16 protein-coding genes are annotated in these 25378 nt (G+C 44.3%); 9 read left to right on the top strand and 7 right to left on the bottom strand.

Annotated elements, in window-relative coordinates; genetic code table 11:
* Positions 1 to 23 precede the first annotated feature (23 nt).
* From ABTV71_RS19380 to ABTV71_RS19355, 6 genes are read right to left on the bottom strand one after another with little or no spacing between them, the layout of a single operon-like run.
* Positions 24 to 1499, bottom strand: coding sequence for a RagB/SusD family nutrient uptake outer membrane protein (locus ABTV71_RS19380; RefSeq protein WP_433900741.1), 1476 nt, complete (start codon positions 1497 to 1499; stop codon positions 24 to 26).
* A 19-nt stretch (positions 1500 to 1518) separates the two neighbouring features.
* Complete coding sequence (locus tag ABTV71_RS19375) at positions 1519 to 4587, bottom strand: SusC/RagA family TonB-linked outer membrane protein (RefSeq protein WP_433900740.1); 3069 nt, start codon at positions 4585 to 4587, stop codon at positions 1519 to 1521.
* Positions 4588 to 4619: 32 nt separating this feature from the next.
* Entirely contained in the window at positions 4620 to 5678 is a 1059-nt protein-coding gene (locus tag ABTV71_RS19370) for a dihydrodipicolinate synthase family protein (RefSeq protein WP_433900739.1), read from the bottom strand.
* Between the two features lie 18 nt (positions 5679 to 5696).
* Positions 5697 to 6719, bottom strand: a complete 1023-nt coding sequence (locus tag ABTV71_RS19365) for an NAD-dependent epimerase/dehydratase family protein (protein WP_121123743.1) — start codon at positions 6717 to 6719, stop codon at positions 5697 to 5699.
* Between the two features lie 7 nt (positions 6720 to 6726).
* Positions 6727 to 7959: an Nramp family divalent metal transporter gene (locus ABTV71_RS19360; RefSeq protein WP_121123741.1), complete on the bottom strand. Its 1233-nt coding sequence runs from the start codon at positions 7957 to 7959 to the stop codon at positions 6727 to 6729.
* Between the two features lie 4 nt (positions 7960 to 7963).
* On the bottom strand, positions 7964 to 9487 hold the full coding sequence (locus ABTV71_RS19355; protein ID WP_433900738.1) for a PQQ-dependent sugar dehydrogenase: 1524 nt from the start codon (positions 9485 to 9487) through the stop codon (positions 7964 to 7966).
* Between the two features lie 375 nt (positions 9488 to 9862).
* Here ABTV71_RS19355 and ABTV71_RS19350 point away from each other — a divergent pair, with 375 nt between their 5' ends.
* The 4 genes from ABTV71_RS19350 (at position 9863) to ABTV71_RS19335 (ending at position 18098) form a co-directional block, all read left to right on the top strand.
* The gene (locus tag ABTV71_RS19350; protein ID WP_433900737.1) at positions 9863 to 12979 is read left to right on the top strand and encodes a SusC/RagA family TonB-linked outer membrane protein; all 3117 of its coding nucleotides are present in this window, start codon (positions 9863 to 9865) and stop codon (positions 12977 to 12979) included.
* Between the two features lie 11 nt (positions 12980 to 12990).
* A complete protein-coding gene (locus ABTV71_RS19345; protein WP_183078658.1) occupies positions 12991 to 14610 on the top strand; it encodes a RagB/SusD family nutrient uptake outer membrane protein in 1620 nt (539 codons plus the stop codon).
* Positions 14611 to 14665: 55 nt separating this feature from the next.
* Positions 14666 to 17389 carry a hypothetical protein gene (locus ABTV71_RS19340; RefSeq protein ID WP_121123732.1) on the top strand — a complete coding sequence of 908 codons (2724 nt, stop codon included), beginning with the start codon at positions 14666 to 14668 and terminating at the stop codon, positions 17387 to 17389.
* 70 nt (positions 17390 to 17459) lie between these two features.
* Positions 17460 to 18098 carry a GntR family transcriptional regulator gene (locus ABTV71_RS19335; protein ID WP_121123730.1) on the top strand — a complete coding sequence of 213 codons (639 nt, stop codon included), beginning with the start codon at positions 17460 to 17462 and terminating at the stop codon, positions 18096 to 18098.
* A gap of 38 nt (positions 18099 to 18136) precedes the next feature.
* Here the strand turns inward: ABTV71_RS19335 and ABTV71_RS19330 are convergent, their stop codons facing one another.
* Positions 18137 to 18934 carry an SMP-30/gluconolactonase/LRE family protein gene (locus ABTV71_RS19330; protein WP_433900736.1) on the bottom strand — a complete coding sequence of 266 codons (798 nt, stop codon included), beginning with the start codon at positions 18932 to 18934 and terminating at the stop codon, positions 18137 to 18139.
* Positions 18935 to 19089: 155 nt separating this feature from the next.
* Here ABTV71_RS19330 and ABTV71_RS19325 point away from each other — a divergent pair, with 155 nt between their 5' ends.
* From ABTV71_RS19325 to ABTV71_RS19305, 5 genes are read left to right on the top strand one after another with little or no spacing between them, the layout of a single operon-like run.
* Positions 19090 to 20412 carry an aspartate aminotransferase family protein gene (locus ABTV71_RS19325; protein ID WP_121123726.1) on the top strand — a complete coding sequence of 441 codons (1323 nt, stop codon included), beginning with the start codon at positions 19090 to 19092 and terminating at the stop codon, positions 20410 to 20412.
* Between the two features lie 8 nt (positions 20413 to 20420).
* Complete coding sequence (gene dgoD / locus ABTV71_RS19320) at positions 20421 to 21599, top strand: galactonate dehydratase (protein ID WP_121123724.1); 1179 nt, start codon at positions 20421 to 20423, stop codon at positions 21597 to 21599.
* Positions 21600 to 21612: 13 nt separating this feature from the next.
* Positions 21613 to 22383, top strand: coding sequence for an SDR family NAD(P)-dependent oxidoreductase (locus ABTV71_RS19315; protein WP_433900735.1), 771 nt, complete (start codon positions 21613 to 21615; stop codon positions 22381 to 22383).
* Between the two features lie 3 nt (positions 22384 to 22386).
* Positions 22387 to 23778: a hypothetical protein gene (locus tag ABTV71_RS19310; RefSeq protein ID WP_433900734.1), complete on the top strand. Its 1392-nt coding sequence runs from the start codon at positions 22387 to 22389 to the stop codon at positions 23776 to 23778.
* Entirely contained in the window at positions 23759 to 25324 is a 1566-nt protein-coding gene (locus tag ABTV71_RS19305; protein WP_433900733.1) for an SLC5 family protein, read from the top strand. Before ABTV71_RS19310 ends, ABTV71_RS19305 begins: the two co-directional genes overlap by 20 nt.
* The last annotated feature ends 54 nt before the right edge of the window (positions 25325 to 25378 follow it).

Below are 25378 nucleotides of genomic sequence, written 5' to 3'. Positions count from 1 at the left end.
ACCAACATTGCTATATATGCGTTTTAATAGCCTGGATTCTGCTCAAGGATGGTCTTTCCGACCAGATCGATTTCTGTTTGTGGAATCGGGAAAAGATGCATATAATCTTTGGGGGATAACGTGACTTTCTGAGCGATCTGCGAGGAAGGATTGTAATTACGTTCTTCGACCTTCATCACTGCCGTCATTTTTCCTTGACGGACCAGATCGTACCACCGTTCGCATTCAAAGGCTAGCTCGATCTGTCGTTCATCGAGCAGTGCGGTAACAAATTGGTCTTTTTGTGTCAGCTGATCGATGCTGTAGTTATGATTTTGACTTCCGAATGCCCTTTGACGTATTTTATTGAGCTGTGTTATTGCATCGCCAAGTTTGCCGTTTTCATTCAGCGCTTCTGCATACAATAAAATGACATCGGCCAATCGAAGAACGGGAAGATCCAATCCCGCTGCCAATGCCGTGTGTTTGACAATAAATTTGGAGGCATATGGAAAATAGATAGCATTTTGTCCGCCTGATACTGCGGAAAAATAATTTGATTCAACCGTCTTGCGAAGACGTGTATCATCAGCCTGAATCTTCTTATGTAGACTCCAGGAGGGGAGAGCAACCTCAGAACCACGGGACACCAGATTATAAATTCCGCCATTGGGAACAAATGCTGTGGACAGGTCTTGACCGTTGGTACCGTCGGTATAGCCAATGCTGAAAAGAACCTCACTATTGTTCTCGTTTTCCAGTGACCACAACTGATTATAGTCAGCGACCAGCATATAATTATCTCCATAACTGGTGAAAAATTGTCGCAACACGGTCTCGGCGTTCGTCCAGTCTTTTTTTGCCACATATACTTTACCAAGCAGTGCAAGAGCTGCTTCCTTGCTTGCCCGATTTCTGGATAAAGCTGATTTTAATGGAAGTTTTTCAATTGCATCGTTCAGGTCCTGAATGATTTGATCGTAAATCGCTTCCGTAGCACTTCTTTTGTATTGCCTGGCTTCGTCAATGGACAATGCTGTAAGTACTTTAGGAACAGCACCAAAAGTTCGGGCCAGATCAAAATAAAATAAAGCCCGCATAAACTTAGCTTCGCCCAGGTGCTGATTTTTTTTGCTCTCAGTATAATCTTTAGGTTTGTCTATATTCGAAATTACGGCATTGGCCCTAAAAATTCCCGCATAGCTTTCCTGCCAGAAAGCGGTCAGGATAGGATTGGTCGGAGAGATGGCCAATGCATCTATTTCAGGAATGCCCGCAAAACCGGTATTGGTTGATCCATATAAATTATCGGAAGAAAGCTCCAGCAACTGATAATCATTTGGCTTTCGGCTTTGCATTTTAGCATAAATACCGAGGACGGCTTTTTCCATATCGTTAGCATCATTGTAATAATTGATGTCTGTCAGAGATGATGGTGGAATTGTGTTCAATAATTCATCCGTACAGCTGCCGAACAGCAAACTTGAAGCCAGTAGCAGGATTGTTGTGTTTAATTTCATGATAGGCACACATTAATAATTAAAAACTGAGATTTAATCCAAAGGTGTACACACGGCTTATGGGTTCAGAGCCCACATTATAACCGGGCGTACTGCTGATACCGCCGACTTCACCACCCGTATAACCTTCGGGGTTGTAGGCGTGAAAACCTTTTTTTGTCAATAAGAAAGCATTGTTTACCGAGGTAAATAGCCGAAGGCTCTTTATGCCCATTTTTGAAGATAAATCTGTCGGGAAAGTGTACCCAAAATTGATATTACGCAAAGCCAAAAAAGAGGCATCTTCGATGTAAAGGTCCGAATTGGCATTAAAACTTAGTTGGCTCAGGGACAAGGCTGGAGTATGGCCATCGCCGGGTTCTTGTGGCGACCACCAAGAGCCGGCAACCAGCGACTTTCTCATATTCCCCAATACAGAACCCTGATAAAACTGATTCTCGAAATTGTACATTTTTGATCCGATTACGGCTTGCAGGGTGAAAGAAAGATCGAAGTTGCGGTAAGAAAATGTATTGGTCATCCCCCAGTAACTTTTGGGCATAAAGTTACCAAGGATGCTACGGTCGTCAGCTGTTATTTTGCCATCTTTATTGATATCTTCATAAATGGGATTACCAAGCTTTTCACCTGTCAGTTTCGGTAAACTGTTTAGTTGTTCCTCACTCTGGAAAACGCCAATATGTTTATATCCGTAGTAGGAAAACATCGGCTCGCCCACGCGAAGTAGCCAGTTCATACCATAGGAAATGGACGTCATCCTTTCATTGACACCGCCCAGATTAATCACTTTGTTACGGTTGAATGAGAAGTTGAAATTTGTGTTCCATTTCAATTTGCCAATGAGATTTTTGCTGTTCAGATCAAATTCGAAGCCTTTGTTTTCGATTTCGCCAATATTGGATAGTGAGCTGGTGAAGCCGGTTGTACCGGGGATGGAGACTTGGTAGAGCAGGTTTTTTGTACGTTTACGGTAGTAGTCGGCGGTGATTGAAAGTCGATTTGTCCAAAACGACAGGTCAATACCAAGGTCAAACTCATTGGTTTTTTCCCAGCTTAGTTTGTTATTGCCAAAACTGCTTTGTGCTAACCAGTTCTGTGTTTGATCATTTACTGTATATAATCCCCCAGTGACCAAGCCTAAATAAGCGAAATCGCCAATGTTCATATTGCCTGAATTTCCCAGACTTGCACGCAATTTAAAGTCGGAGATCAGCTCTTGGTCCAGCATAAAATTTTCTTTGCTAATACGCCAGGCTGCGGATGCTGAGGGAAATAGCCCCCATTTGTTATCGGGTCCGAACCGCGACGAACCGTCTGTACGGATGGAGGCAGAGAGTAAGTATTTTTCTTTATACGCGTAATTTGCACGTCCAAAATAAGAAATCATTCCCCAGACGGATTTTAAGGTATTGCTTCCGTTGGGATTGATCAAAGCATTATTTAATGTTTCAATTATATTGTTGTTGAATGTTCCGTTGACGGCCAGTAAATTGATATTTCGGCTTGTAGCTTTTTGGTAAGAAGCGCCTGCCATTAAAGAAACATCATGATGTTGGGCAAACGTTCTGTTATAATTTAACGTGTTTTCATTGAGCAGCGTGATGATGCGGGAATCTGCGGCACTGCCCGAGGAAAGTCCGGTATTGGATGCCCAAGAAGCTTGAAACTTGTCCGTATTGTTGTAAAACATATTTGCATTCAGGGTCGTTTTCAATGTCAGGCCATCGAGGATTTTGTAGACGGCATAGATATTGCCCAATGCACTGAGTGTCTGTCCCTGATTATTGGTTCCCATCAAGATTCCCATTGGGTTGGCTTGTGAGGATACGTTGAAGCCCCAATAGTCCCGTGCTTTAGGGTAGCTTCCATCCGGATTTTGGATCGCAACAAATGGTGGGTATTTATTGTAGGAGTCCATTGTCAATGGGGAGGTGCGAGCTGACTGATAGGTTGGGTTGAGCATTGCACCGATCTGGAACCGTTCGTTGATCTTCGTGTCTACGGAAGCTCGCATGCCATAACTCTTGAAAAAGGTGTTTAATAGAGTTCCCTGTTGGTCTTTATAAACTGCAGAGAGGTAATATTTACTCTGTTCAGTACCCCCGGTTACGGAAAGATCATAACTTTGAAAAGGCGCATTTTTGGTCACTGCATTTTGCCAGTTGACGTCGTTACCATTCAGTATATCCGGATTCACCTGGTAGCCTGCAGGGCGTCGTGAGTCCCCCCACAGTGGGAGGCTGGTATCACCACCTACATAAAAGTATTCGCGATTCTGATATTTGATAATGGTTTCATAATACTCTTGGCTGTTCATAAAATCGTCATGCAGGATAGGTTGTGACCATCCCGCCAGGACATTTGCACGTACCACGGGCTTACCCGCTTTCCCTGTTCTTGTGGTAATGATGATGACCCCGCCAGAAGCACGCGACCCATATATTGATGCCGCTGATGCATCTTTCAGTACTTCGATGGATTCAATGTCATTTGCATTGATATTGGACCAGCTCGCCCCAGGGAATCCGTCAACGACCAGAAGCGGATCATTTCCAGCAGAAATTGAGCCTATACCGCGAATACGTATGACGGGAGCGGCACCCGGGGTACTTCGGGTCTGCGAGATATTTAATCCAGGTAATCTACCCTGAAGTGCGGTCTCCGGCCTTGCGCTTGGAACCTGGTCCAAATTTTTATTTTCAATTTTTGACACCGAGGCGGTTAGAGAACTTTTTTTGATCGAACCATAGCCAATGACAACGGTTTCTTCCAACTGGGTTGCCGACTTGACTAGGGGGATAATAAGTGTTGGAGTACTGGTCAGGGCTACCCGGTAGCTATCATACCCCACAGAGGTGATGGTCAGAGAATCCCCCGGTGATGTCAGGAGCTGAAATTTTCCTTCGTTATCTGTTGAAGTGTACTTTCCGCTGGAGGTTCTTATGGTAGCTCCAGCTAGGCCTACATTAAGCTGCTTATCCTTGACCAAACCATTATAGGTCATTGCTTGTTGGGCTACTGAAAAGAGTGGGCTAGCGCCACATGTTGCGCAGAGCAAAAGGCAGGAGATATTGGTTAATTTTGCCATAATTTAGTTTGTAAAGTAGTACGTAGTAACTGTTATCTTCGACCTAAGAAATTTTGCACGAATGCATCGTCGTTTAGTTCTGGATAATCGCTGTACACACGGTCAATTTCCTCTTTTTGCCCCGGCGATAGTTGCTCCTTTGGATTGATACACCAGGTACCTTTCATCAAGCCTTGGCGCGTAAGGACTTCATGGAGCCCCGGTATACAACCGTGAAAAGCATTTGCCGGATCAAAAAATGCAGCATTACTGTCTGTTATTGCAATGGCTTTGCTTAAAAGGTGACTTGCTGTCTGATTATCAGGATTACATTTGTAGGCTTTAATTTCATCCAGAAGCGTTACTGCTTTTTGCGTCCACACGGCCCAATGCCCCAGTAATCCTCCTTTAAAATCAATCTCAACGATCTTTCCGTTCACTGGAAATTGATAGGTGGTCATTAAGTCATTGACGATATTGTCATCATTGCCTGTATACATGGCGATTTGATCACTACGATTTGAATTTGCGAGCGCACGCATGACATCCAGTGTTTGGTAACGATTAAAAGAAGCACATTTGATGGCAACAACATTTTCTATTTCGACAAACTCCTGCCAAAAAGAATAGGAAAAAATACGCCCGCCCACCGAGGGTTGAAGATAGAATCCAAATACCGGAATGACAGCGGCAATTGCGCGTACCCGATCAAGTATAGCCTTTTCTGTCCATCCATTGAGCCCGCCCATACTTAATAAGCCAATATCATAACTATATTTAAGCGCCGTGTTTGCTTCCTGTATCGCTTGCTCAGTAGGCCCGCAGATGCCTGCAATCTTAAGGAAGGGGCGTTGAAGCTGTGCCTTGTCCACCTCTTCGCTGGCCCATTTTAAAACAGTTTCGAATAAGTTGATTTTTGGATCACGAATTTCGAACTGGGTAGAATGTACGGCGACGGCGATTCCTCCAGCTCCGCTCGCGATATAATATTTTGTCAAAAGACGTTGAGACTCCTCATCTATACTACGATCCTCATGAAGAGCCAGGGGATGGGCAGGGATGACCGTGCCGGCCTGGAGATGTTGTTGTAAATTAGCGTCTAATTTTTTCATTGGAATAATTGTTTTTCTTTAGAATTTCCCTTTTCTTTCTTGAAAATGGGTGTCTTTGTTCCAGAGCTCACCGCCGTTCATTAACCAGTGTGCCGTAATAGCAATAGCTTCCCGAATGGTCGTTTTTGGATAGCCAAATAGACGATGGCATTCAGAGGCATTGTTGAGCAAGGCAGTTCCTGCAGCTTGGTTTATAAATACTGGTGTGCTGTTGAAATGTTCGCCAAATCGCTCAGCAATCCAACGTATAGATAGGATTTCGGGACCGGTGACATTTAATATTTTGGCAGGAGTCTGGCAGTGCAATAAGGATCTTAAAGCAATTTCATTCGCATCCCCTTGCCAGATTACATTCACGTTTTCGGTTGTCAGGTCTATGGGCAATTGCTCCTTGACAGCTTTTGCTATTTCAACCAATACGCCATAGCGAAAATCGACAGCGTAGTTTAGTCTATAGATAAGGGTCGGCGTATGGTTTTTCTTGGCAAAATATTCGAAAATGCGCTCTCGGCCCAAGCAGGATTGTGCGTATTCACCCACAGGTTCCGGTGTAGTCTCTTCAGAAACTCCGGCACGATTGATGGGCACAAAAGGAAGTACATTGCCCGATGAAAAGGCGACAATATTGGATTTTTCGAAATGGGAGGCTACCATTCCGGGGAGGTAGGTGTTCATCGCCCAGGTGAAGTCCTCATTTCCGGTTGTACCGAATTTATGCCCAGCCAGGTAAATAACATTGGGGACCTGCGGTAGCTGTTTGAGCTGATTAGGATCCAATAGGTCGCAGGCAATGGTCGAGATACCGATATCTTCTAATTCCTGCTGTAACTCTTTTGTTGAAAAGCGCGATACGCCAATAACTTTTTTTTCAATGCCAGCAGCCTCAATCGCCCGGATAGCCAATTTAGCCATACTTGGTCCCATTTTTCCGCCGATTCCTAAGAATAGAATATCCCCCTGGATTTTTTTTATGTCTTCAATGAGCTCCGCCGATGGCGCGAGTATCTGTTGCTCTAATGCTGCTAAAGTGTTGTTGTTCATAGCTGATTTATTTGATTAAATTGTAAAAATTACTGATAGCTAGGGCGACGAGCAATACAAGTCCCAGGATGGCCCACAATTTCGTCAATGGTTTGTTTCGGAGATCGCCCATGATCTCCTTATCGTTGGCGATAAGAAATAGGATAATACCAATAAAAGGGACAAGGAAAATGGTGATACTTTGCGCAAAAACAATTAGTTCCAAGGGTAGGTTTCCGAAGATAAGGGCAATGACAGAACCAAAAATCATAACCATGGAAATGAACAGCTTGACTTTCGGATGGTTCAGGTTATTGCCATAACCAAAGGTATCACCGAGTAATGATCCGCCGAGGACGGCGTTTCCGATTAAGGACGAAAAAGAGGCTCCAAACAGTCCGACGAAAAAGAGGTGCGAAGCATAAGTTCCTAAAAGCGGCTCCAGCGCTCGACCCATTTCAGCAGCCGAACTCAGTTTGATGCCCTGAGGATGGAGTGTGTTCGCGGCACATACCATCACGGCGGCACTCATAATGCCAAGGATAATGATACCGATCCGGCTTCCCATGAGCTGCCTTTGGGTTGTCTGCTGATCGCCGGATAATTTGCGCCGGGATTGTACGAGATAGCTCTGATAGAAAGCGCCCACAATTGAAAAACAGGAAGCCGTAAAAGCAATGATCAGGCCGACTGAGCCAGGGGGAATACCCGGTACAAATCCTTTAAGAAAGTCGCCTAAAGGTGTCTCAATCATGATTGCTGTTGAAAGAAAGGCAAAGAGCATAAGAATAATCAATGCCAGCATTAATTTTTCCAGTAGTGCGTAGAATGATTTAAAGAAGAGTAGCAGAATACCGATCACATTGAACACAATAATCCAAAATTGCGGATTTGTCCCTGTTGCCTCCGAAATGGAAATAGACACCCCGGTGGCGTTGCCCGATTGGAAGCAGGTGGCGACAAGAAAAATGCCGATGCCAATAACAATGGATATAGTTTTCCCGAATTTATTTCGGATTAAAGTGAGGAGGGATTCGTCACGGGCGATGCCGATGCGTGCCGCCATATTGGTGAAAACTGTCATAAAACAGATGGCGACAACGACGACCCAAAGGAGGGAAAAACCGTAATCGGCACCCATTTTTGATGTAATGGTCATTTTACTCGGGCCGAAAACCAGTGCCGCAGTAATGACCCCCGGTCCCAGGATGGATAACCAGTTCTTGAATAAGGAGCGTTTGGGAGCTTGTTGCTGTTCCATAAATTTAGCGTAATGAGGTTAAGTTCTGTTGGTTGATTTTAGAGGCATTATTCCCAAAATGAGTTCGAATATAATTTGCAACCGCGATGACCTCCTCGTCTTTGAGAAACGAAAATGCTGGCATTGCACCCTCATAGTTGACCCCATTGATCGACTGACCATTCAGTCCATGTAAAAGCAGCTTTAATAGTGTTTTGGGCTCACCAATGACCGTGGCTGACTGTGTTAATGGCGGAAATGTATTTGTCAGTCCCTTACCGTCAGATTTGTGACAGGAAGCACAATAGGAATCGTATAATGTTTGCCCGTTTTTTACGGTCGGCGGGATAGCGTTGGCAGTTTGTGGCTTAAGGATGGGAGCGACCGCCTTGTCTGAAAGGCGAAGCCGATAAATAACATCGTCATCTGGCTTCGGAAATCCTTTTTGCGGATTCCAGTCACGGTTGCTCGAACAGAAATAGATATCGCCATTGGGTAAAACCAATACTGAACGCAAGCGACCAAGCTGATCTTTAAATAAGACTTTTTCATCGGTTATCTTTTTGCCATCGGCTGATAATTTCAGAATCCGTAAGGACTGGTTTTTTAGCGTTGCTAAAATCAAGCTATTCTGCCATTCAGGGATGGTTGCGGCACCATAATAAGCCATTCCGGATGGGGCAACAACTGGTGTCCACGATTTTATGGGTTCAGTTCGAGGGCTTAGCTTGGCTATGGCTTTCTCCTTTTCGGTATCAATCATACCTTCAATTTGCGGCCAGCCATAATTTTTAAGGGGCTGGATAAGATTAATCTCATCTTCAATGGCATCCCCATGTTCGGAGCTGTAGATCGTACCTTTATTGTTATGGGTAAGTCCCTGCATATTACGAAAACCCCAGGCATATACATAGCTGTTTGCCATCGGATTATCCGAAGGAACCGTACCATCCAGGTTTAACCGCAAGATCTTTCCATTTAACGAAGTGCTATCCTGTGCAAAGGTATCGCTTGCTGCATCGCCTGTCGCCCAATAAACTTTCTTGTCAGAAGATACAATGACGCGCGAACCGTTATGTCCGGTATTGCCAGGTATCTGTAACAGGAGTTTTGGGTTGGACAGTCTGCCATCGGCACTGTAATCGTAGCGGTATAAATTTGAAAAAATAAGACTGTCTCTTTTACTGGTATAGGAAAGATAGAGATAAGCCTGTTCGTTTTCAGGCTGATACAAAGACATGCCTAATAGCCCGAGCGTACGCTGATGGTAGACGTCTTTTAGGCTATCAACTAAAGTGATTTTTTTTGTTTGTATATCCAACCTTCGGATACTTCCGCCGATTTCCGAAAATAAGATAGCCTGATTTACATGGTCGTATTGTAAATCCCATGGAACCTGCAGGCCAACGGCTTCCTTGGATAAAGAAAGTATGCTGTTTTCAAGTTGGATGCTATTGACTATCGTTGTCTCCTTTTCGTTCCGTGTAGAACAGGAAGATAGCAAGGATGTCAATAGCAATAGGCAAACACAGTTTATTTGTTGTTTCATTGTCGGTCAATGGTTACTTTTTTGATTTATCTGGTTATGTCAAAATTAGTTTATTAAAAATAAATATACAAAAAATAATGTAATTTGTATACAAAATTATTGGATGTGCATTGCTAAATTCGATTTAGTGTTGTTGTGAGTTAATTCTATAGATGATTTTATTAGGTTTATCTGTATTTATTAAGACGGCTGTTTTGTAAAAAAGTAAAAAAAATATTGAATTGTATACAAAAATTATATATTATTGTATTCACTATGATGAAATATAGAAGCGAAGTCATTGTAAAATTATAAAACGAAATGCCGCTTCTTTAAAATACCAATAAACTGAAGAGCTTATAAATCATTTATTTAACCACTTTAACCTGAGTATTCATGATACTAAAACAGATTAAAATCCGGGATGTGATAAACAGGAAATGTCTTTTGGTTGGACTGCCTTTTATTTCAATGGGTGCATTTGCCACTGTTCCGTCTTTTCCTCACGTGGAAAAGATTCCCGTTCAACGCGTTCTTAATTCGGCCGGGGGCGCAGCAAATTTTCAACAGCAGATCGTTGGGCAAGTGCTCGATGCAAAAGGTCAGCCATTGGCCGGGGTGGAGGTGCGCAACCTTAAAAATTCCTCTGTTACAGTGACAGATCAGGAGGGGCGGTTCAAAGTGAACGGATCTTCTTCGGATCAGATTCAGTTTCGTCTGATCGGTTTTAGTACGAAGGTCGCCTCGGCAAGGGATGTGCAGGCTGTGGTGCTTGAAACGAATGAAAGTACCCTTGATGAAGTCGTTGTCGTCGGTTATGGTAAGCAGAAGAAAGAGACCCTTACGGGGTCTGTTTCCAGTGTTAGGTTTGATGAGTCAACGGTGAGCCGGCCAAATATGAATTTGGCTTCCGCATTGGTAGGTAAGGCTTCCGGACTTAATATTGCGCAGACCTCCGGTAGTCCCGGTGCGGAAGGATTTGATCTGTTGATTCGTGGTAAGGGGACAATGAATGATGCGTCTCCTTTGGTTGTCATTGACGGGGTGCCCGGTGCGTTGAATGATGTCAATCCCAATGATGTGGAAAGCATATCTGTTTTGAAGGATGCGTCATCGGCTGCAATATATGGTTCTCGGGCTGCGAATGGTGTTATATTGGTCACTACCAAGCGCGGAAAGGGAGAAGACTTTACAGTGACCTATAATGGGTACTTCGGGCGCCAGCAAGTGGCTAAAAATATTGATTTTATAACCGATATGGCAACTCATATGGAGCTTGTTAATGAGTCGGAAGGGCGCGAAAAATATAGTGCTGAGTTAATTGATACCTGGAGAAAGGAGTCGGCAGCGGGTAATCCGTTATATCCAAATACAGATTGGTACAAGGAAATGCTGAATACCTCGCCGTTAACTGAACATACGCTGGCTGTTCGTGGCGGCGGAAAAAAAGGAAACTTTGCCATGTCTTTGGGTTTTCTGGATAATAAAGGAGTAGTGGATAATTCTGGTTACAAAAAATATGATTTTCGGATCAATGCCGATACGAAGATCAAGAATATCTTGACGTTGGGCGGAAATGTTTTTGGTACCTGGTCAAACCGGCAGCCTCTGGATGTGAATAGCTTTTTTGGAGCGATACGTAATACGACGCCGGGGGTCGTGCCACGGTATGAGGACGGCCGTTATGGAGGGGAGATGTTCCCGGGGCTGCCTCAGGGGGCTAATCCAAGAGCTTATGTAGATAATATTCGGGGTGACTACGAAAGGCAAAAGCTTGGGCTTAAGTTTTTTAGTGTCGTGAATTTTATGGAAAATCTGGAGTGGGAAAGTAGTTTTGGTTTTAATTACAATAATAACCGGAATTGGGAATATGTGCGGCCTTACGCCTTGTGGAACTTACAGACTGGATTGGAATATCAAAAAAAGCCAAGCGTAAGTAGTTTGTTCAATGGTAGCATCCGTAATTATACAACAGTGCTGAATACCTTGTTGCGGTACCGTGAAACAATTGCGGAAAATCATCATTTGGCGGTATTGCTGGGTTTTGATCAGCAGTATAACCGTATGGACAAATTTGATGCAAAAAAGAATGATATATTGGGGGATGATGCGATCTATATTCTGGATGCGGGGGCAAACCTTGAAGCGATTAATGGTTCCGGAACAGATGATGCTCTCCGGTCTTATTTTGGCCGTTTGAATTATGATTTTAAAGGGAAATATTTATTTGAAGCAAATGCACGCTATGACGGTTCTTCCCGATTTGCAAAGGAGAATAGATGGGGTTTCTTTCCATCCTTTTCAGCGGGCTGGCGTGTAACGGAGGAAGAGTTTGCCCAGCCTTTGAAAGCTGTATTTGATGAAATTAAAATTCGTGGTTCATGGGGCAGATTGGGGAATAATAGAATCGGCGATTATACTTATCAAGTCGTATACGGTTCCTATCTGTATCCATTCGGTGGTCAGTTGAAGCAAGGGGTGGCGCCAAAGGAAATTGCGAACAGCAAAATTAAGTGGGAAACGACAACGATCGCTAATATCGGTTTGGATCTTGCCTTATTAAATAACAGGTTGAATTTTAGCGCAGAATATTTTGATCGTAACACCTCAGATATCCTGACGAAGATTCCTATTCCGATGGTTATGGGTAACTTCTCGCCGCCTTGGCAGAATATTGCCGAGATGCGTAATAGAGGAGTTGATCTTCAGCTTGGGTATTTTGGGAAAATAGGTGCAGATTGGTCTTATGGTCTGAATGGTAACCTGTCCTTCCTGAATAATAAAGTGATTAAGTTCAACGGCAATAGATCAATCAATGAAAGTTATATTACGATGGAAGGAAAGCCTTTCAATAGTTTTTATATGCTTGAATTTGATCGGATTATACAGGATCAAAGTGAAATTGATCAATTGAAGGCAGATGGTTATACTTTTGGGACGTATGTGGGTGGGGAGCCTAAGCCGGGGGATATGTTGTACAAAGATGTGAACGGTGATAAAGTCTTCAACGAGGAGGATAGGGTTGTCAAGAATTACTCAGGATTGCCTAAAGTTACCTACGGACTGAGTGTGAATGCGGGTTACAAAGGTTTTGATCTGAACGTCGTTGCCCAGGGTGTTGGCGGTGTGAAGCAATATTGGGGTAATGATGGTTTTAATACCTTCAACATCAATGAAGGTTTCTTGCAGAATGCGGAAATATTAAATCGCTGGACACCTGAAAACCATTCTACCGAATATCCGCGATTGCGTACTTCAGGCAGTGCTTTAAATACCGTATACAGTGACTACTGGCTGCAGAATACCTCGTTTTTGAGAATAAAATCGCTACAGCTGGGTTATGCGCTGCCAAAAGAGGCTTCGGCGAAATTTAAAGTGGATAGATTGCGCGTATTCGCTAATCTGGAGAATTACTTTACATTCACAAAGTTTAAAGGTTATAATCCAGAAAACGCCAGTGTCTCTTATCCCTTAATGAAACAATGGGTAGTTGGTTTAAATGTAACATTTTAAGACGAAAAGCCATGATTAAGAAATTTAACAAAATAATAATTGCATCATCACTTGCATTGGCACTACTGAGTTCTTGTAGTGATTTTTTGGACCGGAATTCATTGGTCGGTCTCTCGGAGGAGAGTTTTTGGAAGTCTGAGCAAGATGCTGTCATGGGGGTGAATACCCTTTACCATGCCAATAGGGAATTTACCAATAGTATTGTAATTTATGGGATGATGGATGATTTTACCGACATATCCTATCAGTCTTTTGCAACGGGATTGACAACGGGTGTTTTTCCCGCCAATGCAGGTTTTTACCTGACCTCCTGGGGAATATTTTTTAAAGGAGTATATCGTGCAAATACGGCCCTGAAGAATATTCCTGCCATCACAATGAGTGAAGCTATAAAAAGACGGAGTATGGGTGAGGCGAAGTTTTTCCGGGGGTATTTTTATTTTAAATTATGGGATTATTTCGGTGGAGTTCCTTTGTATGACAGTCCTATTAATGTGGATGAATCTTATGAGCCCCGAAATACAGAGAAAGAGGTGTATGAGTTTATAGTCAAAGACATGACCGAAGCTTATGAGGCATTGCCGGATACTTATGATGCCTCAAATAAGGGGCGCGTGACCAAATGGGCTGCCCTTGCCATGCGGGGCAAAGCACATCTTTGGGCGAAGGAATATGCAAAAGCTGCTGCTGATTTTAAGGAGCTGATGGATAAAAGTGACCGCAAGTTGCTTGCTGATTTCCATACTTTGTTTCGGGTTGCTGGCAATAACAATAGTGAAGTGATCTTTGATGTGCAATATATTGCTGAGCAGGGACATGGTATAGCGACCGATCGTAATTACGGAAATGCGCGGGGTGCGACGACAGGGTCCCAAAGGACAAGGCCCACGCCTCAGCTTGTCAATGCTTTTGATATGGAAGATGGGACGGCTTTTGATTTTGCGAATTATACCAATGCAAAAGGGGAGCCTTTTAACCCCAATAGTGTGGAGGACTGGAAAGATGAGGTTTCGGTGCGTAAGCTTTTTGAGAAACGTGATCCGCGTCTACAACAGTCTGTCGTTGTGCCGTGGTCGACTTTCGTGGGGCGTGGTGGTGTGACTTATCTGTATAAGTTTCCGGTAGCAAACACCGATCCGAATGCCTATGTGCCTGTGTGGACAAATGGCAGTTATGCATGGCGCAAATTTGTGGAGACAGGTTCTGTTTATACGCTTCAGGATAATATGCCGCAAAATTTTCCTTTGATTCGCCTGGCAGACGTGCTGCTGATGTATGCCGAAGCAAAGAATGAGGCTTTGGGTGCGCCTGATCAAACGGTTTATGATGCGGTGAATGCGGTTCGTAAACGAGTTAAAATGCCTGATCTGCCTGCTGGCTTGAGTAAGGAAATTATGCGTGAAAAAATACGTCACGAACGCATGGTGGAGCTAGCTGGTGAGGGACAACGGTATTCGGATATCCGGCGATGGAAGATCGCAAAAGATGTTGTGGATAAAGTTTGGATGACAGATTTTAACGGGACTCAGATCAGACAGCGGGGGTTTCCGGACCATTATTATCTGTGGCCTATTCCGCAGGCAGAAAGGGATGTGAATCCAAATTTGACACAAAATCCGGGCTGGGAGTAAAATACTTCCGCCGGTTTGGCTAAATAGTTGTATTGTATCATTGGTGATAAGTTTGATGAAGATATATTTTTCGTTGTTTTTGGTGTTGGTGTTGACGTCAGTTTCGTCCGCGCAGCAAAAAGAAATTCTGGTTGACTTGAGTCGGGGTGACTTAAATAAAAAGACCGCCTTTTATGAAAGATCAAAGGGAGGAAGCGAGCGGGGGCTGGTATTGAAAACCGTTCCCGTTGCTGGTTACCCTGATCGTTTGGCAGATATTGAAGTAGCGGTTAAGGTGCCACAGGCGGGCTGGTATGTGTTGGAGTCGGATGCTCGACCTCAGGATCTGGAGCGGCTAAAACAAGAAGATGAAACAGGTTTAATGACAAAAGTTGCCTATTTTCAACTGGGTGGACAGCGGGTGACAAAACGTATTGTGTATGATAATCTGAAAGGGGGGCATCAGGAGCTTGGAAAATTTGAGTTGCTGAACGCATCGGAAAAATTGAAAATCTGGCTACCTGCAAATTTAATGCTGCTGGGGTTGCGCGTCAGACCTTATGTTCCGCCTGCGGCACCTTTAGCAGCTGTGCATTATCAGCCTAAAATTACGCCCCCGCAAGAAAGGCCAAGGTTGTGGGTAAATAAAGAAAGTTTACCTATTGTCCGAGAACGGCTCTTGTCTGAAGAGCATGGTTCGGCATGGGCTAAAGTGGAAGTTGCGGCTTTAGCGCCTTATACTTTTCCGACCAATGAGCATCAGGAAATGTTTTATAATGAAAGGCTGGAGCATGTTATTGAGCAGAAAGCATTTTACTACCTCATGACACAGAATGAACGGATTGGGCGAGAAGCTGTGGATCTTGCTTCGCGTTATTTGTCAGTTCTGGAATTTGGGAATGTGACACATGGTGATATTACCCGTGAATTGGGACGGGCAATCTATACGGGGGCACTGGTCTACGATTGGTGTTATCCACTGATGAATGCTGCTGTTAAGAATCAAATGCGGAAGGACTTTAAGCGATTGGTCATGGATATGGAGGTGGGCTGGCCGCCATTTTACGGACTGGAAAGTATTATAAACGGCCATGGTAATGAAGCACAGATCTGCCGGGATATGCTGTCATGGAGTTTGGCTGTATATGATGAAGATCCTGAGCCCTATAAATATGTTGCTTATAGCGTGCTGGAGCAGCTTGTGCCGATGCGTAAGTTTGAATATCAGTCTCCACGGCACAACCAGGGGGTTGACTATGGTGGTTATCGTTTTGGCTGGGAGATGCATGCTGCCTGGTTGTATTATCGTATGCTGGGTTATCCCGTATTTGATGATAACATCAAGAATATGCCCTATTATTGGTTGTACATGCGTACACCCGACGGGAAAATGCTGCGTGATGGCGATATGTTTAATGTGAAATATAATTCCAGTGATGATTTTTATTGGAAGAACCCTCAGACAATGCTTCTTTGTTACGCTTATTCGGGAAATGCAATGATCAAGGCCGAATTTTTGAAACAGGGTGGTTTGCCTGATAATCCAGTGCTGTTTCTGTTGTTAAATGATCCGAAGCTCAAAGCGGATTTCGATCGCTCAAAGCTGCCGCTGACCAAAGATTTTGGGCCTATTTTGGGGGCTATGGTTGCCCGGACAGGATGGAGTGAGGAGAAGACAAGTAAGGATGTCGTTGCGGAGATAAAAGGTGGTGGTTATCATTTTGGAAATCATCAACATGCGGATGCCGGTGCCTTACAGATTTATCATCATGGTATTCAGGTGGGTGATCTGGGGTTATATCTTTCTTATGGATCACCTTATGACTTTAATTTTAATAAGCGCTCCGCGGCGCACAGTATGCTATTGGTTCGCGATCCTGCTGAACCGCTTTTATTCCGGACCAAAACTAATGATGGTGGGACGCGCTTTAGTCAGCGCTTTCCGCGTACCGTAGCGGAAGTGCTCGGCGATTCTTGGTACCATACCGGGGAAATCAGGGCTTCGGCATTTGGTACGGATCCTATCCAGCCTGCCTACAGTTACTTTAATGCAGACCTTACCGCGGCCTATTCCTCCAAAGTAAAGTCGTATGCAAAGAGTTTTCTGTTTTTGAATCTGAAACGAAAAGATGTGCCTGCTGCTATTGTGTTATTGGATGAATTGAAAACCAATAATAGCGAATTTCAGCCCTACTGGCAGATTAATACGCTGAATAAACCGGTCGTTAATGGAGCAGGGTTTGTTTTGAATAGTCAGTTTAAGAATGTGGGCGGGACGACCTATGTCGATATGTTTAAGCCTGCGGTGGTCGATCGGGAGGTGAACGTTTATGCCGGTGATTCCACGGCTTTTGTATTTGGGGACCTGTATCAGGTGAAATCGCCTTGGCCTGAGGCGCGGGGTGCGCGGGTTTTGGTTAGCCCAAAAGCTAAAAGTACGCAGGTGAGCTATGCGACGGTTTTTCAAATGGTGGAAAGTGCCGAAGCAAAATTACAGGTGAATTACGAGGAAAAGGAGGATTATTACCTGATTCGGATTGCAGACCGCGTGCTTGTTATCGCCAAACCCGATCGATATATCGATAAGACAGTTGAAATCGCTGTTCCTGCAGATCAGGAGTACGAAGTGATTGTCGTGGGTCTGAAAGATGGTTTCTGGAATGTGAAAAATCCATCGAAAAATAGTAGCTTTAATATAAATATCCTCAAAGGGAATCATACGACCAGTTGGAAATCTAAGGCAGAGCTATTCTATTTGTCACCGGGGAGACAGTATGGTGCCCGCGAGGGGGTGTTTTAGTAAAGGAATATATTGTTTAAATTTTTTAAATGATTTTGTATTCTTATTTTTGTAGAAAATTGTATACAATATGAAAGAGGATTCGCTTGCCAACAAAGTTTATTTGGAAGTCCGCAAGAAGATTTTATCAAGTCAGCTCGCCGGTGGGGCGCGGTTGGTTGAAAGTGCCTGGGCTGATAAGTTGGCTGTAAGCAGGGTAGCTGTTCGTGAAGCCTTTATGCGTTTGGCGGGAGAGAGTCTGGTGGAGTTCGGTGAAAAAGGAGGTTGTTTTGTGAAAAAGATGACCGTCGAGGATGTGCGGGATATCCGTGAGCTGCGTGAATTGCTTGAAGTCGGTGCTTTAAAGATTTTGTTTTCAAAAAAGAATAAGGAACTGATTGATGATTTGGAATTGATCTGCAATGACTTTTCGGATATGGTGAGCAAAGGGTATTATGGTGGAGCCTGTGAGGCTGATGTGCGCTTTCATGAACGTATTATCGAAGGGACTTGCAATTCCAGATTAATTGCTATTTATAAAAATAGCAATATTCCTTTATTTCACATGAAATTAGGTGCCATTCTGGGGCAGATGGAGGATTATCTGGATACCGAACAAGAGCATCGTGCAATTGTGGATGCATTAAAAGCGAATGATTGGAACAAGGCTTATGAGACGTTGGTGCATCACCTCGATCGAGGTGAGCAGGAAGCTTTGGAGCTTGTGTAAAGTCTCGCTGGAATATACGAAAGACAAGGGGATATATATTATAATATCCCCTTTTTTGTATGATTCAGTTGGAGTAATTGACCCTTTTCTGCTTCTGTAATAATCAGTCCCATCGTTCCGTATGGGTCTAAAGCGCAGTTGGTAGGGTTTTGTCCTGCTGTTTGAATTTTTTCAGTGGCTATGCCGCTTTGATCCAGTGCGAGGATATGCCCTGAGCCATATATGGCAACAAATAAATTGCCTTCCTCATCAAATGCGAGCCCATCGGGTCCGATCTGTCCACCTGCAAGTGCAAATTTTTCAATGGAATCCATTTGACATGATAAGGCATTCCAGTTCATTTTCCAGATCCATTTACTGCCTGTTTCGGCAATATATAATTGGCTGCTGTTGGGGGTAAAGGCTAGTCCGTTCGGATAGTACATATTCTGATGGACGACATGCGCCATGCCATTGGTCCTTAGGCAGCAGATATAGCCTGTTCCATCTGTCAATTCGCTCCCCGGACAGGTAAATAACAGATTTCCGTTGCTGTCAAAACATAAATCGTTGGGCATTTTTAATGCTTTGCCGTCGAGTTTATTCAAGAGTGTGTCGCAACTGCTGTCGACAGGATTATACCTACGGATGCTGTTTTGTAAAGCGTCGCAGAACCAGACCGTTCCATCTGGCGCAATGGCAATTCCGTTGGGATGCCCGTCAACCTGTATGCGATCGTACTTGTTGTCCCGGTAACGGATTAGGTTGCCGGCTTCTTTTTCTACCAGCCATATCGTGCCTTGCTGATCAAAGGCGGGGCCTTCTGGAAAGTGTAGGCCGTCAATAAGTATGTTCATCTGAATTATTTTAAAATTTATTTTAAATGTATACAAAAATATTGTAATTTGGTATACATAAAATAGCGTATATTTAAAAGATTGCTGTATCACGGATTAGATACGAAGCAGTCGCTCCAATTATAAAAACAATAAAAGCAAAACTTTTAATAAGCATGCAAGAAAACGAAAGATCAGCCGCAATATTGCGCGAGAATGCAAAATGGATACCAGGAGGTGTGGTATCGTTGAACAGAAAGTCGGATCCCAATATCTGCTTCGTTAAGGGAAATGGTAGCCATGTGGAGGATATCGACGGAAATAGTTATATCGATTATCAGGCTGGATTTGCCGCTTCCTTTCTTGGTCATAATGATCCGGATGTCAATGCTGCGGTATTGAAGACGCTTCAGGAACAGCAGGTGCTGATGGGAGCAGGGCCCACTTTATTGGAAGGGGAGTTTGCGGAACTGTTTTGTGCATCGGTGCCCAATGCTGAGAGCGTGCAGATCACGACAACGGGATCCGAGGCCACTTATCATGCGATTCGGATCGCCCGTGCGGTAACGGGACGCGATCATATCATCGTCATGCAGGGTGGATACAATGGTTGGCATAATGATGTGGCCTGCAATGTAATCAGCCAAAAAGCTGATATCGGATCTTATCAAAGTCCCGGTGAATACCCCTTTGACTCACTGAGTGCCGGGGTTCCCAAAAACCACTCTGATTTGGTACATGTCATCAATTACAATGATCTGGATAGTGTTCGCTATGTGTTGCAGAAGTATTCGGTAGCCTGTATTTTATTGGAACCTATTTTACAGAATATCGGTATTGTTAAGCCGCAACCGGGATACTTGGAAGGACTTCGTAAGCTCGCGGATGAGCAGGGTTTCTTGTTGATCTTTGATGAGGTAAAGACCGGATTTAGACATGCTTTAGGTGGTTATCAATCCATTTGTGGTGTTCAGCCAGATCTTTCCACCTTTGGGAAGGCGGTAGCGAATGGTTATCCTTTGGGAGTAATAGCTGGAAAGAAAAAGTACATGGATTATTTTGTTGATCCAGATAAAGCCCGGCGGGTCATGATTGCGGGAACATTCAATGCTTTTCCGTTGACTACGGCTGCAGCAATTGCAACATTGAAGAAACTTTCTAGTCCTGAGCACCAAGTCTATAAGCATGTTGAACATTTGGGCGCACGTTTGGAACAGGGATATCAGGAAATATTTCCTAAATTAGGCATACCATTTTTTGTCGCTCGTCAAGGCTCAGCCTTCTGTACTTACTTTATGGATCATGCGCCGCTTAATTTTCACGATATTCTGGATAATCATGATTTCGAACTGGATATCCGCTACCGCAAAAATCTCATAAAAGAAGGGATCTTTAATTTCCCGGCTGCAATTAAGCAGGGAAGCATTTCCTTTGCACATACGGAAGATGATATTGACCGGACCTTAGAAGCGACAGCACGTGTAATAAAAACTTTGTAACCCTGACTATGAAAATAACCGCTATCGAAACCTTTGTATGCCATGCGCGCATGCGAAACTGGATTTTTGTTAAAATTATAACCGATCAGCCCGGACTTTGGGGCTGGGGTGAGGCGACGTTGGAGTGGCATACACAAAGTGTCGTTGGTGCAATTAAAGATATTTCTCAGCTGTTGGTCGGCGAGGATCCACGCCGCATTGAATATCTGTGGCAGATGATGTATCGCCAGCATTTTTGGCATGGGAACGGAATTGTCCGCGGAACGGCAATCAGTGGTATCGATATCGCCCTATGGGATATTTTAGGTAAAATTCATAACGTACCCTGCCATGAATTGTGGGGTGGTCGTGTACGGGATTATATCCGTCTCTATTGTCATTTGGGGGGGGGGCGAATGGAAGATTTTTACGAAACAGCACCGGACGACGCCAAACGTTTTGGTGATCTTGCCTTAAAGGCCGTTGATGAAGGTTTTACAGCTTTTAAATCGATGGCTGTTCCGGAAACGATGTCCCTGGAAGGGCTTCGCCCGATTAAATATGCGGAGGCCTGCGTAAAGGCAATGCGCGATGCCGTAGGTGATGATATCGATATCATGGTAGATTGCCATGCGCGTCCTAGTCCACGCATGGGCATGCAGTTTGCCAAAGCGCTGGAACCTTACGGTCTGTACTTTTTTGAGGAGCCATGCTGGCCCGAAACCATGGAGGATATTGCCCTGATCCAACGGGCAGTGGCGACACCTATCGCTTCTGGAGAGCGCCTGATCGGTGTGCATGCTTTTCGGGATATGCTTGAAAAACGTGCGGTAAGTGTTATTCAACCTGATATTACACATTGCGGTGGATTATCCGAAGCCCGTAAAATAGCTGCTTTGGCGGATGCTTATCGCGTGTCCATGGCGCCGCATAATCCACAGGGACCTGTAAGCACAGCTGCTTCTATCGAGTTGGGCTTCGCAACACCTTCGTACATCATCTGTGAAAGTGTTCACAAAGATGTTGAATGGCGGCAAGATGTCGTCAGTGAAGGATTTACGGTGCAAGAAAAAGGCCGTATTGTCCTCCCCAATATACGTGCGGGCCTGGGTATTGAAATCAATGAAGAAGAGGTGAAAAAGCACCCGTTCCAGCAGGAAATTTTACAGCGTACATTTTACAAAGATGGCAGTGTTGGTGACTGGTAGATTTTAAGTAGATATGAGAGCAGAATATAAGAACAAAGTAGTTTTGATCAGTGGCGGACTTGGTGATATTGGCAGGGCAATAGCCGAGGCTTTTCTGGCGACGGAGGCAATTGTCTGTATTGCGGATCGTTTTGTGCCAGCGCTCGCCAAAGAGCGCTGGCCTTTGCTCGAAGAATCTCAGGCCAGCTTATTTTACGATCAGGTTGATGTCTCAGATGCTGATCAGGTGGAGGCTTGGGTTGATCGTGTACAGAGGGAACTTGGAACAATAGCGATCTGTATTGCCAATGCGGCCTGCGTCACGATTCAAAATTTTCGGGAGCTCAGCAATACCGCATGGAAAAATGAAATGGCGGTCAATCTGGACGGTGCTTTTTTTCTGGCCAACGCCTGTGCTAAAGCATTTGTTGCTACTGGTGTTCAGGGGAATATTGTCTTTTTGGGGAGTTGGGCAGGGCATGCCGTGCACCAGAATCTGCCGGCATACAGCGTTTCCAAAGCTGGCTTACGGATGCTTTGTCAAGCCATGGCACTTGAATATGCTGTTGATGGAATCCGTGTTAACGAAATTGCACCCGGTTATGTCAATGCGGGATTGAGTAAAGTGGTTTGGTCCAAGGATGCCGCGCTTCAAAAAAAGGCAGCTGCGGTGGTGCCGCTGGGGGGTATTCTCGAAGCGGAAGAAATAGCCAAACAGGTGCTTTGGATATGCTCTGACAACTGCAGACAGATGACGGGGACAAGTATCATACTGGATGGAGGCCTCTCATTAATTAGACCTTAGATCATGGAACAAAAGGATCCAAGAAAAGAAACAACAGGTAGTTTACGGGCCAAAATTGGACTTGGCCAATGTGATATTACGCCCGCTTTAGGAATCTATTCACGCAATTGGGGGGCTGCCACAGCTGATCAGGCTGTTGGTGTGCACCAACCCTTGTTGATGCATTGTCTGTATATGGCGCCTGTTGATTCTCCCCCTGCCATCATATTGACAGCAGATCTGGGCTGGTGGAAAAATGCGGAAGACGAACGGGCATTGCGTTTTGCATTGCTTGATCATTTCGATCTGACTGCATCACAGCTGGTTTTTACACTTTCACATACGCATGCTGGTCCCAGTATCTGTTCTACGGATATACATCAACCCGGAGGTGAGTTGATTCCGCCGTATCTGGAATTCTTAAAAGTGCAGGCGATCAGCTGTATCCAGCAGGCAAAGGATGGATTGTTCGAAGGGAGTTTACATTGGAGTTATGGGGTCTGTGATCTGGCCTGTAATCGGGATCTGGAACTTGACGGCGAATACCTCATCGGGTTTAATCCTGCAAAAGAAGCTGACCATACCTTATTGCTCGGACGTGTGTACGATAACACCGAAAAATTGAAGGCATTGATCTGCAATTATGCCTGTCATCCGACGAGCTTTGCCCATGAAAATGAACTGCTTTCTCCTGATTTTGTTGGTGAAATGCGGCATACGGTGGAAGCGGTCGTGAAAGTTCCCTGTTTGTTCCTGCAAGGTGCATCAGGTGATCTGGCTCCCAAACGTCAGTATGTCAAAGATCCTGCTTTGGTCGAAGCAAATGGTCGACAGTTGGGCTATGCGGTGCTTGCAACATTGGCTCAGGAAGATCATGCAGCTCAGTCTTGGGTGTTTGACAAAGCGTTAATTTCGGGAGCACCGTTGGCTTGTTGGAGTTTTCAAAAACAGGTATTATCGACTGAATTCAAGCAACTTGTGCATACAGTACAAGTGCCCTACAAAAACTTGCCGAGCCTTGAATCTATTTTTGAGGAATATGAAAGCTGTTCGGATCGGGTTATAAAAGACCGCCTTTGGCGAAAATACAATACCCGCAAGACCATTGCTGATCAGCGGGAAGCAAGCATTCCGGTATGGCTCTGGAAAATGGGGGACGCAATTTTGGTGGCTCAGGCCAATGAAGCATACTCTTGTTACCAGTCAATTATACGGGCCGAATTTCCCAACCATACCATTGCCTTTATCAATATCGCCAACGGTTATGTGGGCTACCTCGCGCCGGCACAGCTCTATGATAATGATATCTATGCCGTATGGCAGAGTCCATACGAACGAGGTAGCCTCGAGATACTTATTGAACAAACGAAATTAGGAATTCAAACATTACTGACCGATGAAACTAGATTGGATTGATGTCATTATTTTTGCGGTATACATAGTCGGTATCGTCGTATTGGGATTATATGCTTCGAAAAAAAGTTCTTCGTCCAAACGGGACTATTTTTTGGCAGGTGATAAGTTGCCTTGGTGGATGATCGGAGGGAGTATTATTGCCGCAAATATCAGTAGTCATCATCTTGTTGGTGCCATGGGAGCGGCCTATAGCCGTGGGTTTGTCGCCATCACCTTGGAATGGGGCGCCATATTGATCGGTTTTAATGCGCTGCTTTGGATATTTCTGCCTTTCTACATACGCAATGGTTTTTATACAATTCCAGAATATCTTGAAAAAAGATATGGAAATGCCACACGGGTACTCTATGCAATCTTGATTTTATTTACCTACGTATTTGTGGAGATCGGTGCGGTGCTCTATCTGGGCGGACTCTCTTTACATGCTTTATTTGGTATTCCCATTCTGTATAGTATTTTCGGCATGGCGATTTTGACGGGCTTGTATACGGTTTTAGGTGGGCTGAAAGCCGTTATCTGGACCGAAATGGTGCAACTGGTTATCCTGGTGCTCGGCGGTATCGTCCTGACCTTCGCTACCATTAATGCGGCAGGCGGATTTCAGTCCGTCGTGGAATCATCCAAAGACTGGAAGATGTTCTATCCGGCGTCTGATCCCGACTTTCCCTGGACAATGTATCTAGGCGGTTTGCTTTGTATCAGTGTATTCTACTGTGCGACCAATCAATTTATTGTTCAGCGCGTATTGGCAGCAAAAAATGAATGGCATGGCCGTATGGGGGTTATTTTCGGTGATTACCTTAAATTTCTGGTACCGCTGATCATAACCATTCCCGCTTTGGTAGCACCCAAATTTTTACCACATTTAGATCAGCCGGATCTGTTATTTGCGACGCTCGTAGAAACACTGCTGCCTAAAGGGCTAATCGGGCTGGTTATGGCCGGTCTCATCTCTGCAATTATGTCTCATATTTCAGGCGCTATAAATTCCTGTACAACCATACTCACAGTAGATATTTACAGTCAATACATCAATAAGAACGCTACTGATGATCAAGCGATCCGTTTTGGTAAACGTTCAGGAGTCGCCATTATTGTACTTGGTATTATGAGTGCTGTCGTATTGATTAGTTATTCCGACAAACCTGTATTCCTCTACCTGATGAATCTGTATGGTTTATTTACACCGGGTATAGCTACCATGTTTCTGATGGGGGTCTTTTGGAAGCGGACTACGGCACAAGGCGCATTAACGGCTGGCTTATTGACCATTCCACTTTCGTTGCTTTTGGAATATGTACTTCCTGACATGCCATTTTTTAACAGAACTGGCATGGTGTTCTGGACTTGCATGATCGCCTGTGTACTGGTCAGTTTATGTACACCGGCCGTTCCGGAAGCGCGTTTGAAAAACCTGGTATTGACACGCGATTCGTTTCAGATGACCGAAGGGGATCAAGCTTCTTACCGTGGCTTTCAGAATCCAACCCTCTGGTGGATAATTATCACAGGGATGGTGCTGTATTTTTATGTACGCTATTTTTAACTTAACTTGTTGAACGATTTTTTATGAAAGTATCGTAACTGAAATATTTTTTTA

It is taken from the genome of Sphingobacterium puteale, assembly GCF_050986225.1.
GTDB lineage: Bacteria > Bacteroidota > Bacteroidia > Sphingobacteriales > Sphingobacteriaceae > Sphingobacterium > Sphingobacterium puteale.
The sequence above is the reverse complement of the archived record's forward strand: the minus strand, read 5'-3'. Positions and strand labels throughout refer to the sequence as shown.

Bases quoted from the DNA above. Each gene is read 5' to 3' on its own strand.
- ABTV71_RS19370 (WP_433900739.1), bottom strand. From the start codon at position 5,678: ATGAAAAAATTAGACGCTAATTTACAACAACATCTCCAGGCCGGCACG.
- ABTV71_RS19360 (WP_121123741.1), bottom strand. From the start codon at position 7,959: ATGGAACAGCAACAAGCTCCCAAACGCTCCTTATTCAAGAACTGGTTA.
- ABTV71_RS19355 (WP_433900738.1), bottom strand. From the start codon at position 9,487: ATGAAACAACAAATAAACTGTGTTTGCCTATTGCTATTGACATCCTTG.
- ABTV71_RS19335 (WP_121123730.1), top strand. From the start codon at position 17,460: ATGAAAGAGGATTCGCTTGCCAACAAAGTTTATTTGGAAGTCCGCAAG.
- ABTV71_RS19315 (WP_433900735.1), top strand. From the start codon at position 21,613: ATGAGAGCAGAATATAAGAACAAAGTAGTTTTGATCAGTGGCGGACTT.
- ABTV71_RS19345 (WP_183078658.1), top strand. From the start codon at position 12,991: ATGATTAAGAAATTTAACAAAATAATAATTGCATCATCACTTGCATTG.
- ABTV71_RS19350 (WP_433900737.1), top strand. From the start codon at position 9,863: ATGATACTAAAACAGATTAAAATCCGGGATGTGATAAACAGGAAATGT.
- ABTV71_RS19365 (WP_121123743.1), bottom strand. From the start codon at position 6,719: ATGAACAACAACACTTTAGCAGCATTAGAGCAACAGATACTCGCGCCA.
- dgoD (WP_121123724.1), top strand. From the start codon at position 20,421: ATGAAAATAACCGCTATCGAAACCTTTGTATGCCATGCGCGCATGCGA.
- ABTV71_RS19305 (WP_433900733.1), top strand. From the start codon at position 23,759: ATGAAACTAGATTGGATTGATGTCATTATTTTTGCGGTATACATAGTC.
- ABTV71_RS19330 (WP_433900736.1), bottom strand. From the start codon at position 18,934: ATGAACATACTTATTGACGGCCTACACTTTCCAGAAGGCCCCGCCTTT.
- ABTV71_RS19375 (WP_433900740.1), bottom strand. From the start codon at position 4,587: ATGGCAAAATTAACCAATATCTCCTGCCTTTTGCTCTGCGCAACATGT.
- ABTV71_RS19380 (WP_433900741.1), bottom strand. From the start codon at position 1,499: ATGAAATTAAACACAACAATCCTGCTACTGGCTTCAAGTTTGCTGTTC.
- ABTV71_RS19325 (WP_121123726.1), top strand. From the start codon at position 19,090: ATGCAAGAAAACGAAAGATCAGCCGCAATATTGCGCGAGAATGCAAAA.
- ABTV71_RS19340 (WP_121123732.1), top strand. From the start codon at position 14,666: ATGAAGATATATTTTTCGTTGTTTTTGGTGTTGGTGTTGACGTCAGTT.
- ABTV71_RS19310 (WP_433900734.1), top strand. From the start codon at position 22,387: ATGGAACAAAAGGATCCAAGAAAAGAAACAACAGGTAGTTTACGGGCC.